10 protein-coding genes and 1 pseudogene are annotated in these 14,142 nt (G+C 71.2%); 4 read left to right on the forward strand and 7 right to left on the reverse strand.

What is annotated here, in order from left to right; all coding sequences use genetic code 11:
• Positions 1 to 333 precede the first annotated feature (333 nt).
• Positions 334 to 2,493, reverse strand: a complete 2,160-nt coding sequence (locus tag DEH69_RS22135) for a RecQ family ATP-dependent DNA helicase (RefSeq protein ID WP_113688757.1) — start codon at positions 2,491 to 2,493, stop codon at positions 334 to 336.
• A gap of 83 nt (positions 2,494 to 2,576) precedes the next feature.
• Here DEH69_RS22135 and DEH69_RS22140 point away from each other — a divergent pair.
• Positions 2,577 to 3,433 (forward strand): annotated as a pseudogene (locus tag DEH69_RS22140) (recombinase RecQ); the annotation flags it as partial.
• Here the strand turns inward: DEH69_RS22140 and DEH69_RS22145 are convergent.
• Genes DEH69_RS22145 through DEH69_RS22155 form a run of 3 tightly spaced genes read right to left on the reverse strand, consistent with a single transcriptional unit; the run spans position 3,434 to position 5,484 of the window.
• Positions 3,434 to 4,138: a ribonuclease HII gene (locus DEH69_RS22145; protein ID WP_113688797.1), complete on the reverse strand. Its 705-nt coding sequence runs from the start codon at positions 4,136 to 4,138 to the stop codon at positions 3,434 to 3,436. It abuts the pseudogene before it with no gap.
• 13 nt (positions 4,139 to 4,151) lie between these two features.
• Positions 4,152 to 4,817: a histidine phosphatase family protein gene (locus DEH69_RS22150; protein ID WP_113688758.1), complete on the reverse strand. Its 666-nt coding sequence runs from the start codon at positions 4,815 to 4,817 to the stop codon at positions 4,152 to 4,154.
• A gap of 58 nt (positions 4,818 to 4,875) precedes the next feature.
• Complete coding sequence (locus DEH69_RS22155; RefSeq protein WP_181727549.1) at positions 4,876 to 5,484, reverse strand: YdbC family protein; 609 nt, start codon at positions 5,482 to 5,484, stop codon at positions 4,876 to 4,878.
• Between the two features lie 183 nt (positions 5,485 to 5,667).
• Between DEH69_RS22155 and DEH69_RS22160 the strand changes: the two genes are divergently transcribed.
• Both DEH69_RS22160 and DEH69_RS22165 read left to right on the forward strand, forming a co-directional pair.
• Positions 5,668 to 6,183, forward strand: coding sequence for a hypothetical protein (locus tag DEH69_RS22160; RefSeq protein ID WP_147255762.1), 516 nt, complete (start codon positions 5,668 to 5,670; stop codon positions 6,181 to 6,183).
• A 124-nt stretch (positions 6,184 to 6,307) separates the two neighbouring features.
• On the forward strand, positions 6,308 to 6,790 hold the full coding sequence (locus tag DEH69_RS22165) for a hypothetical protein (protein ID WP_113688760.1): 483 nt from the start codon (positions 6,308 to 6,310) through the stop codon (positions 6,788 to 6,790).
• A gap of 451 nt (positions 6,791 to 7,241) precedes the next feature.
• Here DEH69_RS22165 and DEH69_RS22170 read toward each other — a convergent pair whose 3' ends face one another.
• Positions 7,242 to 10,154: a vitamin B12-dependent ribonucleotide reductase gene (locus DEH69_RS22170; RefSeq protein ID WP_113688761.1), complete on the reverse strand. Its 2,913-nt coding sequence runs from the start codon at positions 10,152 to 10,154 to the stop codon at positions 7,242 to 7,244.
• Positions 10,155 to 10,291: 137 nt separating this feature from the next.
• On the reverse strand, positions 10,292 to 10,777 hold the full coding sequence (gene nrdR / locus DEH69_RS22175) for a transcriptional regulator NrdR (RefSeq protein WP_113688762.1): 486 nt from the start codon (positions 10,775 to 10,777) through the stop codon (positions 10,292 to 10,294).
• Between the two features lie 479 nt (positions 10,778 to 11,256).
• Between nrdR and lexA the strand changes: the two genes are divergently transcribed.
• A complete protein-coding gene (gene lexA / locus DEH69_RS22180; RefSeq protein ID WP_113688763.1) occupies positions 11,257 to 12,009 on the forward strand; it encodes a transcriptional repressor LexA in 753 nt (250 codons plus the stop codon).
• Between the two features lie 68 nt (positions 12,010 to 12,077).
• On the opposite strand, the gene DEH69_RS22185 is transcribed toward lexA, so the two are convergent.
• Positions 12,078 to 14,075 (reverse strand): ATP-dependent DNA helicase, encoded by a 1,998-nt coding sequence (locus DEH69_RS22185; RefSeq protein ID WP_113688764.1) that lies wholly within the window; start codon positions 14,073 to 14,075, stop codon positions 12,078 to 12,080.
• Positions 14,076 to 14,142 lie beyond the last annotated feature (67 nt).

The following is a 14,142-nucleotide window of genomic DNA, read 5'->3' on the forward strand; positions in this document are numbered from 1 at the left end:
AGTGGGGCCAAAAAACCTCGGAATCCTGGTCCCAAAAAAAGTGCCTACAAACAGGACGACCTAGTGCAGATCCAGCAGGTCCTCATCGCCCCCACCGGGGGTCTCAACGGCGCTGTTGAGGTACGTCATCGCCCCGGTGACTCGTCCTCATCGCCCCACCGGGGAGAGCAACATCTGGACCAGTACGCGGCCGTCCGGCGCGAACAGCGTCCTCATTCGCCACCCATCAAAGGCGTCAACGCTCTCTCAAATCCGCTCCTCTGCGCCCCCTTGGGTTCTCACACTTGTCGCATCGCGACGCTTCCATGACGAGGGTTATGTTGACGGGGAAGCTCAGCCTGCCGCAGCGAGGACCAACGGAAGGACTCGTTCGCTGCCTGCCTGGCGGAGCAGGCGCGCAGCGACTGCGAGGGTCCAGCCGGAGTCGGTGTAGTCGTCTACAAGCAGGACGGGGCCTGGAGAGCGCTCCAGGGCACCAGCCAGCTCCTCGGTGATGGTGAAGGCACCGGACAATGCCTTGACGCGTTGCGCGGAGTTGCTGCGGCGTGCCGCGTGTGCGCCGCTCGGCCCGGTATACGTCAGGGTGCCCAGAAAAGGGAGGCGGCCGATGGCCGCGATTCCCTCGGCGAGCGAACCGACCAGGTGCGGGCGGGCCAGGGATGGCACAGCGACGACTCCCACCGGCCGGGCCGAGGCGTCCGGGACATTCGGCGCCCAGCCGCCGGGAGAGCGTGCCCAATCGGCGAGGACCGCCACTGCTGCCCGCAGGACGTCGTCGGGGACCGGCCTGTCGGGCGCGTCCTCAGCCAACAGCGGACGCAGCCGGTTGCCCCAGCCGATGTCCGAGAGCCGCCCCAGGGCCCGCCCGGCGGAGCACTGCTCATGAGCCGGGATCCGCCCTTTGAGGTCGATGCCCAGTGCGGGCATCCCCGTCGGCCACATCCGGCGCGGCTCAACCTCCGTCCCGGGACGATCCAGTTCCTTCGCCGCCCCTGTGAGTGCCTCCGCCGAAACAGAAGAAACGGCCCAGGCGCCCGTGCAGTTGTCGCAACGGCCGCACCGAGCCGCCTCCTCGTCGTCCAGCTGCTGACGCAGGAACTCCATCCGGCACTGGGACGTGCTCACGTAGTCGCGCATGGCCTGCTGCTCGGCCGCCCGTTGCCGAGCGACCCAGGCGTACCGCTCGGAGTCGTAGACCCACTGCTCGCCGGTAGCGATCCAGCCGCCCTTCACCCGCTTGACCGCGCCGTCCACGTCAAGCACCTTGAGCATGATCTCCAGACGGGTGCGCCGGAGGTCGACCAGGGCCTCCAAGGCTGGCACGGACAGCGGCCGTCCCGCGTCCGCAAGGGCAGAGAGAGTCCGGCGAACCTGCGCCTCGGGTGGGAAGGCGGTATCGGCGAAGTAGCGCCAGATGGCCTCGTCCTCCTTGCCCGGCAGCAGCAGGACATCCGCGTGGGCCACACCGCGGCCCGCCCGCCCCACCTGCTGGTAGTAGGCGATCGGCGAGGACGGCGAGCCCACATGGACCACGAAGCCCAAGTCCGGCTTGTCGAAACCCATGCCGAGCGCCGATGTCGCGACCAGCGCCTTGACCCGGTTCTCCAGCAGGTCGGCCTCGGCTTGCAGCCGGTCAGCGTTCTCCGTCCTCCCCGTGTAGGAAGCCACCCGGAAGCCGCGCTGCCGCAGGAAGGTGGTGGCCACCTCAGCGGCGGCGACGGTGAGGGCGTAGATGATTCCGGAGCCCGGTAGCTCGTCCAGGTGCTCTCCGAGCCAAGCCAGGCGGTGCGTGGCGTCCGGCAACTGGACCACCCCCAGTCGCAGGCTCTCGCGCTCAAGCGAGCCGCGCAGCACCAATGCCTCGCCGACACCGGTGCCCAACTGCTCGGCCACATCCGCAGTGACCCGCGCGTTCGCTGTCGCCGTGGTCGCCAGCACAGGTACGCCAGGAGGTAGTTCACCGAGCATCGCCCGCAACCGACGGTAGTCCGGCCGGAAGTCGTGGCCCCAGTCAGAAATACAGTGCGCCTCGTCGACCACCAGCAGACCGGTCGTGGCCGCGAGCTTGGGCAACACCTGCTCACGAAAATCCACAGAATTTAGACGTTCCGGACTCACCAGGAGAACGTCGGTCTCGCCGCGCTCGACCTCCCCGTAGATGGCCTCCCACTCCTCCGGATTGGCCGAGTTGATGGTGTGCGCCCGGATACCGGCCCGCGCCGCCGACTCGACCTGGTTGCGCATCAGCGCCAGCAGCGGCGAGACGATCACCGTCGGGCCGGAGCCACGTCGGCGCAGCAGAGCGGTAGCCACGAAGTACACCGCCGACTTGCCCCAGCCGGTGCGCTGCACCACCAGAGCACGCCGACGATCCTCGACCAGAGCCGCCACCGCCTGCCACTGGTCCTCCCGCAACCGCGCCGAACCCCCCGGGGCACCGACAAGCTCAGCAAGGATGGCGTCGGCCTCAGCGCGTAGCTCCAGATCGTCCATGCCCCTATGCAACCCGATGACAAGGGCAAGGGGCCACCTGCCCCGGCGTGCCCAGTGGCGCGCGAAGGGTCCGCGACCGCGCCCCGTGGGAGTACGACGCGGACCGCTATGCGCGGGTGGCCCACCAGCGCGAGGCGTAGCAGCAGGCCATGCGCGAGTACGCCACCACCACCGGCTGCCGGATGGAGTTCCTGCGGAGGCAGCTGGACGACGAGGAGGCGGCGCCGTGCGGGCGCTGCGCCACCTGCGCGGGGACTACGCCCTCGCCCGAGGTCGCGCCCGATGCCGTGACCGCCGCCCGGGGCGAGCTGACCCGGCCCGGGGTGGCGCTGAAGCCGCGCCGCACGTGGCCCACCGGGCTGCCGGGGGTGGGGGTGGAGCTCAAGGGAAAGATCGATCCCGGCGAACAGGCCGCGGTAGGCCGGGCGTTGGGGCGGCTGTCGGACATCGGCTGGGGGAACAGACTGCGTCCCCTCCTCGCCCCTGGCGCCGGGGACGGAGGGGTGCCGGACGATGTGGCGAACGCCGTGGTCACCGTGCTCGCCGACTGGGCCAAGGGACCGGGCGGCTGGGCCTCCGGCTCGGCGGACTCACCGCGGCACCGGTCGGCGTGGTCACCGTGGGGTCCCACTCCCGCCCTCGGCTGGTGCGTTCGCTCGGGGAGCGGATCGCCGCCGTCGGCCAGATGCCCGTACTCGGCGCGGTGGGCACAGGGGCCGAGCCGCTGCCCCGGAGCAACAGCGCACGGCGTGTTCAGGCGCTGGACGGCTCGCTGCAGCTGGCGCCCGAGGTGGCCGAGGCGGCGCGGACGGCCGGTGGGCCGGTGCTGCTGGTGGACGACTTCGCCGAGACCGGTTGGACGCTGGCGATGGCGGCGCGGCTGCTCCGGTCCGCCGGTGGTGGGGAGGTGCCGCCGTTGGTGCTCGCCCTCCAGGGCTGATCAGAACATACCGAGCTGGCCCGCCTCCTCCAGATCCTCGGCGGCCAGGGCATCACGATGCGAGGGGAGCTTGAGATGACGCCAGCGGGGCAGTGCGTCGAGGAACGCCCACGAGCGGCGGTGGTGCGGGGTGGGGCCGTGCTCCTCCAGCGCGGTCTTGTGCACCGGCGAGGGATACCCGGCGTTGGTCTCGAAGCCGAAGGGCGGGTGCTCAGAGGCGAGTTCGGCGAGCATGGCGTCACGGCGCACCTTGGCGATGACCGAGGCCGCGGCCACCGCGACACAGGACTGGTCGCCCTTGATCACGGTCCGCACCTGCCACGGCGGCCCCAGATAGTCGTGCTTCCCGTCCAGGATCACGGCGTCGGGCCGCTCGGGGAGCCCCTCCAGCGCCCGGGACGCGGCGAGGCGCAGGGCCGCGGTCATGCCGAGGGTGTCGATCTCCTCGGGGGAGGCGTGGCCCAGGGCATGGGAGGTGACCCACTCGGTGAGCACCTCGGCGAGAGCGGTGCGGCGCAGCGGGGTCAGCAGCTTGGAGTCGGTCAGGCCCTCGGGCGGGCGGCGCAGCCCGGTGACGGCGGCGCAGACGGTGACCGGCCCGGCCCAGGCACCGCGCCCGACCTCGTCGATCCCGGCGACGACGCGCGCACCGGTGAGGGCGCGAATGGACCGTTCAACGCGGTGAGTAGGAGGTTCGTACGGCATGACATCGTCCACCCTAAGTGCGCCACCCTTCGAAGGGTCGCTCGGGTGTGTGCCAGTGCTCGAAGGGCCGATCCAGGTGGTAGCGACCGTCGTTGCCCAGCAGGAGGGCGCGGGTCTCGCCGTTCCCGGGGTTGGACAGCGACTCGAACTCCGGGACGGTCCAGTGCAGCCAGCGCATGCAGAACAGCCGCATCGTCAGGCCGTGGGTGACGAGCAGGACGTTGGGCGGGTGGTCGGGCTCCTCGAAGCTGCGCCACAGGCTCTCCAGGAACGCACCCACCCGATCGTAGACATCGGCGCCCGACTCCCCTTGCGCAAAGCGGTAGAAGAAGTGGCCATAGGCGTCACGCGCGCGCTTCTGGCGCTGTACGTCCTCGCGGTCCTGCCAGTTGCCCCAGTCCTGTTCGCGGAGACGGGGCTCCTCCCTGACCCGCACCCGCGCGGGATCGAGCCCGAGCGACCGGAACGTCTGGTGGGTGCGCTGGTAAGGGGAGACATAGGCGGAGACGCGCTCGTCCCCGAAGAGGGACCGCAGCCGCTCCCCCGCCGTCCGGGCCTGCTTCCTGCCCTCCTCGGTCAGCGCCAGGGCGTGGTCGGGGACGCGCTCGTAGACGGCGTCGTCGTAGTTCCCCTGGGACTCTCCGTGCCGCAGGAGGACGATTCGCCGTGGTCGCGCCATGGACCACAGCCTAATTCGACGGCGCGGGGACCGCCGGACGGACCACGTGCCGGACGGCTCACACCGTCCAGCTCGGCTCCATGTCGATGATGTCGCCGTTGATCGCGGCGACGTCCGCGCCCATCTGGGAGCGCAGGACCAGTCGCTCCACCCGCTCCGTGCGGTACTTGGCGCGCTCGGCGGCCGAGTCCCACATCGACAGCACCAGGAACTCACTCTCCGGCTCCGCCTCGGCGACGACGCCCCGCAGCATGCCGGGCGAGCCTGCCATCGCGGGATTCCACACCTTCTCCTGCATGAGGGCGAAGTGCTCGGCCCGGTCCGGGTGGACGCGGAGGTGGGCGACGCGCAGAAGGTTCGCCTCGGTGAAGCGCGGCTCGAAGCCCATCTTGACATCGAAGCGGTACTGGAAGAGGCGCACCCTCATGTCCTGGTAGGTGCCGGTCTGCGCGGCTGCGAGGCGGTCGTGGGAGCGGGCCATGAAGGAGTCGTAGAACGCCCTACTCTCCCAGAATCCGAACAAGTGAACGACGCCGGGCTGTGAGCGGCTCCACCCGCCGCCCTGCGCCCGGAACCCCGGCTCGCCGGGCAGCCCCGCCCACTTCCGCTGCCCCCGCTCGAATCCCGGTCGATCGAGCACGGTACAGCGCATCCACTTGACCAGCACCGCGCCATCGTACGGCCATCTCCCCGGCGCCAAGGGCGAGATCACGGAACGCCCGAAACGCGCGAACCGGGTTCCCCACGTCGCGACAACCGGCCCGTCGGGTGGCGAGTCTTCCTCTTCGCAGAGGGCGCGCACAGGGCAACGCGCCCTTTCCCGCTCGACGTCGCGCGGGAAAGGACAAGCATGAGCCCACCGACGAGGATCACCGTGCCGTTACCGGCCCTGATCGTGGCCCTTGTGACGGCACCGGCGGCGGCCGCGCCGACGTCCGGGGCCGACGAGGAACGCCCGGCCTGGAAGACCGCCTCCGCGGCCCGGCTGACCCACGGCTCAGGGCTCGTCTCCGTGACCAGCGCCGACGCCCTCCACGCCTGGGACGTGGGCGGGCAGACCAGCGAGCGGAACAGCCCGACGGGCGCGCTGCCGCGCTGGAACGGCCTGCGCTGGGCCGAGGATCGCCCCCCCGGCCTGCCCGAGGTTCCCGGCTGGCACTCGGTGAACGCCCGCTCGCCCCGCGACGTCTGGGCCTACGGGAGCAACGGCCAGGAGGAGCTGACGCCCCACTTCGACGGCCGCCGGTGGAGCCGGGTCGAGCTGCCCGAGCTGCCCAACGCGGCCGGTTCGGCAGCCTCGGCGAGATCGTCGCGGTGCGGGCGGCGCCCGGCTCGCGGGCGACCGCTGGATCAGCTCGTACCGTGACGGCCGCTGGGAGACCACCGACCTCGGATCGGGCCATGCCATCCGCGACCTCCAGGCCCTCTCCTCCCGCCACATATGGGCCATCGGCGGCGCCGCGGCCCTCGGGGAGCAGCTGCGGCCGGTCGTGAAGCACTGGGACGGCCGCGCCTGGAGCGACATGCCGCCGCCCACCCCCGGGCTGCGCCCGATCCACCTCCACGCCGGGTCCGACGACAGCCTGTGGCTCATCGGGGACGCCGTCCCCTGGGGCGAGAACGGCCCGGAGTACGAGATGTGGCACTGGGACCACGGGGACTGGGCGCGGGTGGAGGCGCCACTCGAGGAGTTGGCGCCCACGGCGCTTGCCGGGGACGGCCGCGGGGGCCTCTGGCTCACCCGTGGCCCCGAGGGATTCGAGTCCCCGCCCTTCTACTGGCACTTCGACGGCCACGGCTGGGACCGCGTCGAGGGCGAGCGCGTCACCGGCGCCCCGACCCACGCCTACGCCATCGCCGACCTGGCACCGATAGGTCACACCGGTCGCCTCTGGGCGGTGGGCGGCTTCACCCGCCTCGACGACGACGGTTGGGCCCACAGCTACGACCTCATCCAGCACTCCACGCGCTGACACACCCACGGCGACAACGGGCACGGGGGAGGCGACCGAAGCCGACTCCCCCGTGCCCCGTGCGCGGTTCCCCCGGCTCCTGAGGTCGTCCGGGGAACACCCGCGGCTCCAGCCGCGGCGCCGAGGCCGACGACGGCGCGACCGCATCGTCGGGACGCGGCTCCCCGTCGCGTGGCAGTGGCGCTCCTGACGCCAGCCTGTGCAATCGCGGAGCGTGCCAGGACAGCGTTCTCCGCGATCGAGGCGCTCCCGCCCCTGCCGCGTCGTTCATCGATGGACGGAGGACTCGATTCCCTTGATCACGTCGGGGGGCGTGCCGCGTCCCGCCAGCGCCGTCAAAGCTTCGGGGGTGCCGCCTTGTGTCGGCACCCCTTCAGGTGCTGGCCGGGTGGCTCAGGCGCTCCTGCCCGGTGCCGTGGCGGACGCGGACCCGCCGGGTCTCAGCCGCATCTCAGCTGCAACCGCTCGTCGAGCCGCAGCCCTCGCAGAGGTAGCAGCTGCCCGCCCGGCGCATCTTGGTGCCGCAGGACAGGCACAGCGGGGCATCGGCGTTCAGGCCGAGCTGCATCTCGGCCAGCTCCGTCGAGCTGTGCGCTTCCCTGGGCGCCGGGGTCGCCGTCGCGGCGGACGCCGGCTCGGGGGCCGCGGCGGGCGGCGGGGTGGGCGGGGCGCTCTGGCGCGGCGCCGACTGGGAGAGCCCCTCGACGTCGAGCTCCTCGTCGGTGGGCTCGTACGAGCCCGTCTCCAGGTGGCGCTGCCGCTCGGCCGCCGTGTGGATCCCGAGCGCCGACCGCGTCTCGAACGGCAGGAAGTCGAGCGCCAGCCGCCGGAAGATGTAGTCCACGATGGACTGCGCCATCCGCACGTCCTGATCGTCCGTCATGCCCGCCGGTTCGAAGCGCATGTTGGTGAACTTCGAGACATAGGTCTCGAGCGGCACGCCGTACTGAAGGCCCACCGACACGGCGATCGAGAAGGCGTCCATCATGCCCGCCAGCGTCGAGCCCTGCTTGGACATCTTCAGGAAGACCTCGCCGAGGCCGTCGTCGGGGTAGGAGTTGGCCGTCATGTAGCCCTCGGCGCCGCCCACGGTGAACGACGTGGTGATGCCGGGGCGGCCCTTGGGCAGCCGCTTGCGCACCGGCCGGTACTCCACGATGCGCTCGGGCTCCGAGGCCGCGGCAGCGCCCTCGCCCGCGGTGCCGGCCGCGCCCTCGCCCGCCTTGTCCTGCTTCTTGGCGGAGAGCGGCTGGCCCACCTTGCTGTTCTCGACATAGACCGCGAGCGCCTTGATGCCGAGCTTCCAGCCCTGGAGGTAGATCTCGGCGACGTCGTCGACGGTCGAGGTGCTGGGCATGTTGACGGTCTTGGAGATCGCGCCGCTCAGGAACGGCTGCGCCGCCGCCATCATCCTCACGTGGCCCATCGGCGCGATGGACCGGTCGCCCATGGCGCAGTCGAAGACCTCGTAGTGCTGCCGCTTCAGGCCGGGGGCGTCCACGACGTTCCCGTGCTCGGCGATGTGCGCCACGATCGCCTCGACCTGCTCGGGCTGGTACCCGAGCCGCTTGAGCGCCTTGGGCACGGTGTTGTTCACGATCTGCATCGAGCCGCCGCCGACCAGCTTCTTGAACTTCACCAGCGCCAGGTCGGGCTCGATGCCCGTGGTGTCGCAGTCCATCATCAGGCCGATGGTCCCGGTCGGGGCGAGAACGGATGCCTGGGCATTGCGGAAACCGTTCTTCTTGCCGAGGCGGACGACGTCCTGCCACGCCTCGGTGGCCGCCGCCCAGACCGGGGTGTCCAGGTCGTCCATCCGCTTGGCCGCGGCGTTGGCGTCCGCGTGCTGGCGCATCACTCGGTTGTGGGCGTCGGCGTTGCGGGCGTACCCGTCGTACGCGCCGACGACGGCCGCGAGCTCGGCGGAGCGCCGGTAGGACGTGCCGGTCATCAGCGAGGTGATCGCCCCGGCGAGCGCCCGGCCGCCGTCCGAGTCGTAGGCGTGCCCGGTGGCCATCAGGAGCGCTCCGAGGTTGGCGTAGCCGATGCCCAGCTGGCGGAAGGCCCGCGTCGTCTCGCCGATCTTCTCGGTCGGGAAGTCCGCGAAGGAGATGGAGATGTCCATGGCCGTGATGACCAGCTCGACGACCCTGGCGAAGCGCTCGGCGTCGAACGACTGGTTCCCGCGGTCGTCGTCGGTGAGGAACTTCATCAGGTTCAACGAGGCGAGGTTGCACGAGGAGTTGTCCAGGTGCATGTACTCGCTGCAAGGGTTCGACGCGCTGATGCGGCCCGACTCGGGCGAGGTGTGCCAGTGGTTGATGACGTCGTCGTACTGGATGCCGGGGTCGGCGCAGGCGTGCGCGGCCTCGGCCATCTTGCGGAACAGCGCGGCGGCGTCGACCTCCTCGAGGATCTCGCCGGTCCTGCGCGCCCGCAGCCCGAACTTCTCACCGGCCTCGACGGCGCGCATGAACGCGTCGGTGACCCGCACGGAGTTGTTGGCGTTCTGGTACTGGACGGACGTGATGTCGTCCCCGCCCAGGTCCATGTCGAAGCCCGCGTCGCGCAGGGCGCGGATCTTCTCCTCCTCCTTGACCTTGGTCTCGATGAACGCCTCGACATCGGGGTGGTCCACGTCGAGCACGACCATCTTGGCCGCGCGGCGAGTGGCGCCGCCCGACTTGATGGTGCCGGCTGAGGCATCGGCGCCGCGCATGAACGAGACGGGGCCGGAGGCGTTCCCGCCGGAGGAGAGCAGCTCCTTGGACGAGCGGATCCGCGAGAGGTTGAGCCCGGCACCCGAACCCCCCTTGAAGATCATGCCCTCCTCCTTGTACCAGTCGAGGATCGACTCCATCGAGTCGTCGACGGACAGGATGAAGCAGGCACTGACCTGCTGTGGCTGCTTGGTCCCCACGTTGAACCACACGGGGGAGTTGAAGCTGAAGACCTGGTGCAGCAGCGCGTGGGCCAGCTCGTGCTCGAAGACCTCGGCGTCCTCGGGCGAGGCGAAGTACCCGAAGCGTTCACCGGCGGCCCGATACGTCTTCACCACGCGGTCGATCAGCTGCTTGAGGCTGCTCTCGCGCTGCGGCGTGCCGACGGCGCCGCGGAAGTACTTGCTCGTGACGATGTTGACCGCGTTCACCGACCAGAAATCAGGGAATTCGACGCCCCGCTGCTCGAAGTTGATCGAGCCGTCCCGCCAGTTGGTCATGACGACGTCACGGCGCTCCCACACCACCGCGTCGTAGGGGTGCACGCCTGGGGTGGTGTGGATGCGCTCGATCCGCAGGCCCTTGCTCCCCTTGCCGTTCTTGGCGCGGGACCCTCGTGCCGGGCCGCTCGTCGTCTCAGTCATTCCGCCTCCCTGTACGGGCAACAGCGCCCTGATGCGGCCATGTGCGGCCGCGCGTTCTGTTCTGAATGACCGCAGCGCGACCATGCGCTCCGATCAGGTCTTCGTCGGCTCCGGGCCGTCGGGCCCGCCGATCCGGCTCAGCCGACGACGGGTGGTCGCGCCTGCGCGGGCGCGTCGGGGGCGCCCTCGCGCAGCTCGGCGACGGCGGCCTCGAAGTCCTCCAGCGAGTCGAACGCCCGGTACACGGACGCGAAGCGGAGATAGGCCACCAGGTCGAGCTCGCGGAGCGGGCCGAGTATGGCGAGGCCGACGTCGTGGGTGGAGAGCTCGGCGCTTCCGGTCGCGCGCACGGCCTCCTCGACGCGCTGGCCGAGCTGGGCGAGCGCGTCCTCCGTCACGGGGCGGCCCTGGCACGCCTTGCGCACGCCGGCGATCACCTTGTCCCGGCTGAACGGCTCGGTGACGCCGCTGCGCTTGATCACCATGAGCGAGGCCGTCTCCACGGTGGTGAAGCGCCGGGAACAGCTCGGGCACTGGCGGCGACGGCGGATCATGGTGCCGTCGTCGGTGGCTCGCGTGTCAACGACACGGCTGTCGGGGTGGCGGCAGAAGGGGCAGTGCATCGCGTCTCTCCCTTTCTCCGCGCGTGGCTGACCATGACGCAACGTGACGACACCCCGCCCTCGGGCGCGGTGGCACGGGCCCGGGGAACCGCCGGGGCGGATCCGTCGTGGCGGTGTCCAGCATAGGCGATCCCGGGGGCCGATGAGGACCTTCGACCACAATTTGTGGGGAGCCACCAGGAAGGAGACCACTAGATCTGGGATGGGCCCGGGATCCGCCCGGCAACGCCATCTGCGGGCGTGTCGCGGTGCGACAACCGGGGGCCCGGTGGGGAGGCGGGGCGTGCGCATGGCAGGCTATCGCACGGGCGGTGACGCTGCGCGGCCGGGTGCGGGCATAAAATCACGGCGTCATACACCCTGTTTCTTGATCCTGCAGGTCGATCCGGAATCTTTCACTCGAACGTGTGTTTGGCGCAACCTTTCGATAGCAACTACCGTTGTCTGACTAGGGAGAACCACCTGAGAAGGGGCGAACATTGACCACCGCAGCAGACGACGCCATCACCGCCGCTGAGCGCCGCCAGGACCGGCTCGGTGCGCCGGGCGGAGCGACGCCCGGCCGCTCGCTGCCGGGGCGTCCACCGGGGATCCGGGCCGACAGCTCCGGGCTCACGGACCGCCAGCGGAGGGTCATCGAGGTCATCCGCGACTCCGTGCAGCGCCGGGGCTACCCCCCCTCCATGCGGGAGATCGGCCAGGCGGTCGGCCTGTCAAGCACCTCGTCGGTCGCCCATCAGCTGATGGCCCTAGAGCGCAAGGGCTTCCTCCGCCGCGACCCCCACCGGCCCCGGGCCTACGAGGTGCGCGGCGCCGAGACCCCCGCCCCCCAGGCCGCGGACACCGCGGGCAAGCCCGCCGCCTCCTATGTCCCGCTGCTCGGCCGCATCGCCGCCGGTGGCCCAATCCTGGCAGAGGAGTCCGTCGAGGACGTCTTCCCGCTGCCGCGTCAACTGGTGGGCGACGGCGAGCTGTTCGTCCTCAAGGTCGTCGGTGACTCGATGATCGAGGCCGCCATCTGCGACGGCGACTGGGTGACCGTCCGCCGCCAGCCCGTCGCGGAGAACGGCGACATCGTCGCCGCCATGCTCGACGGCGAGGCCACCGTGAAGCGGTTCAAGCGGGAGGACGGCCAGATCTGGCTCCTCCCGCACAACGCCTCCTACCAGCCCATCCCCGGTGACGAGGCCACCATCCTCGGCAAGGTCGTCGCCGTGATGCGGCGCGTCTGACGCCGGACGCCGGGCCCCCACCAGCCCCGAGGCCCCACCAGCCCCGAGGCCCCGCCGACCCCGAGGGACTACGACGCGGCGGCAGACCGCGCTGCCGCGTCGATGGCAGCCAGGGAGCGGCGCACCTGGTTCCGGTCGGTGGTGTACCAGAAGTCCGGCATGGAGGCGCGAAGGAAGCTCCCATACCGAGCCTTCGCCAGCCTCGGGTCGAGCACCGCGACCACGCCGCGGTCCCCCGTCGCCCGCACCAGACGGCCCGCGCCCTGCGCCATCAGCAGCGCCGCGTGCGTTGCCGCCACCGCCATGAAGCCATTCCCCCCGGCCTCCTCCACCGCCTTCTGCCGCGCGCTGACCAGCGGATCGTCCGGCCTGGGGAAGGGCACGCGGTCCATCACCACCAGCTGGCAATTCGGCCCGGGCACATCCACGCCCTGCCACAGCGACAGCGTGCCGAACAGACAGGTCCGCGCGTCCGCCGCGAAGGTGCGGATCAGCTCGCCAAGCGTCTCCTCGCCCTGGAGCAGGATCGGCAGATCCAGCCGCCCCCGCAGCTCCTCCGCCGCCGCCTGCGCCCCGCGCATCGAGGAGAACAACCCCAACGTCCGCCCGCCCGCCGCCTCCACCAGCTCGGCCAGCTCGTCCAGCATGTCGCCGCGGCTGCCCTCCCTGCCGGGCGTCGACAGGTGCTGCGCGACATAGAGGATGCCCTGCTTGCGGTAGTCGAAGGGCGAGCCGACGTCCAGGCCCTTCCACTCGGGCATCTCCTCGCCGTGCTGCCCCTCGGGGGCCAGGCCGAGCGAGGCGCCCACGCCGTTGAAGTCCCCGCCGAGCTTGAGCGTCGCCGAGGTCAGCACGACCGAGCGCTCAGCGAACAGCTTCTCCCGCAGCAACCCCGAGACGGACAGCGGCGCGACCCGCAGCGACGCGCCGTACCGGTCGTGCCGCTCGAACCACACGACGTCGAACTCCGAGCCCTGCACGACCCGTTCGGCCACGTCCTGCACGGTCTCGATCGAGGCGAGCGCCTGCTTGCGCACCGCGTCCTCGTCGGAGACCGAGGCGTCCCGCGTGTTCCCCAGGGCGGTGAACGCGGCCCGCGCGGCGTCCCGCAGCGCCGCCAGCGCATACCCCAGGTCCTCGGGGATCTTCTCCAGGCGCCCCGGCAGCGCCAGCTCCATCAGCCGCTCGAACGTCTCGGCCGCCGTCTGGAGCTGGTCCGCCGCCTTCTCGTCGATGATCTTCGCCGCGCGGCGGACCGCGCGGTTCACCGAGCCAGGGGACAGCTCCCCCGTGGCCACGCCGGTGACCCGCGAGACCAGCTCGTGCGCCTCGTCCACGATCAGCACCTCGTGCCCCGGCAGCACAGGGGCGCCCTCGATGGCGTCGATGGCGAGCAGCGCGTGGTTGGTGACGATGACCTCGGCGAGCTTCGCCCGCTCCCTGGCCGCCTCCGCGAAGCACTCGGCGCCGTATGCGCACCGCGTGGCGCCCAGGCACTCCCGCGACGAGACGGAGACCTGGGACCAGGCCCGGTCGGAGACGCCGGGCGTCAGATCGTCCCGGTCCCCGGTCTCCGTCTCGTCCGCCCACTCCCGCAGCCGCAGCAGGTCCTTGCCCAGGCGGCTGCTCGGCCCCCCGGCGGCCTGCGCCGCCTCGAACTGGTCGAACAGGCCCTCCTCGTCGTCCTGCGGGACGCCCTCATGGAGGCGGTGCAGACACACGTAGTTCGACCGGCCCTTGAGCGTCGCGAACTCGGGGCGGCGGCGCAGCAGCGGGTGCAGGGCCTCCACCGTGCGCGGCAAGTCCCGCTCGACGAGCTGCCGTTGCAGGGCGAGGGTGGCCGTCGCGACGACCACCCGGTCGCCGTGCGCAATGGCGGGCACCAGATAGCCGAGCGACTTCCCCGTGCCCGTCCCGGCCTGGATCAGCACATGGGTGCCGTCCTCGATGGCCCGGGCAACGGCCTCGGCCATGGCGACCTGACCGGGTCGCTCGCTGCCTCCCACGGCGGCGACGGCGGCGTGCAGCAGCTCGGTGAGGGTGGGGTTCCCGGATGTGGCAGTCATAGGCGAGCCACCCTAGTCGGCCGGTCGGACACTCGGCGACGCGTGGGAGGGCCGGGCGGCCGAGCCG

This window comes from Streptomyces sp. PT12 (assembly GCF_003311645.1).
Lineage (GTDB): Bacteria > Actinomycetota > Actinomycetes > Streptomycetales > Streptomycetaceae > Streptomyces.

Bases quoted from the DNA above. Each gene is read 5' to 3' on its own strand.
- DEH69_RS22135 (WP_113688757.1), bottom strand. From the start codon at position 2,493: ATGGACGATCTGGAGCTACGCGCTGAGGCCGACGCCATCCTTGCTGAG.
- DEH69_RS22145 (WP_113688797.1), bottom strand. From the start codon at position 4,138: ATGCCGTACGAACCTCCTACTCACCGCGTTGAACGGTCCATTCGCGCC.
- DEH69_RS22150 (WP_113688758.1), bottom strand. From the start codon at position 4,817: ATGGCGCGACCACGGCGAATCGTCCTCCTGCGGCACGGAGAGTCCCAG.
- DEH69_RS22160 (WP_147255762.1), top strand. From the start codon at position 5,668: ATGAGCCCACCGACGAGGATCACCGTGCCGTTACCGGCCCTGATCGTG.
- DEH69_RS22170 (WP_113688761.1), bottom strand. From the start codon at position 10,154: ATGACTGAGACGACGAGCGGCCCGGCACGAGGGTCCCGCGCCAAGAAC.
- nrdR (WP_113688762.1), bottom strand. From the start codon at position 10,777: ATGCACTGCCCCTTCTGCCGCCACCCCGACAGCCGTGTCGTTGACACG.
- DEH69_RS22185 (WP_113688764.1), bottom strand. From the start codon at position 14,075: ATGACTGCCACATCCGGGAACCCCACCCTCACCGAGCTGCTGCACGCC.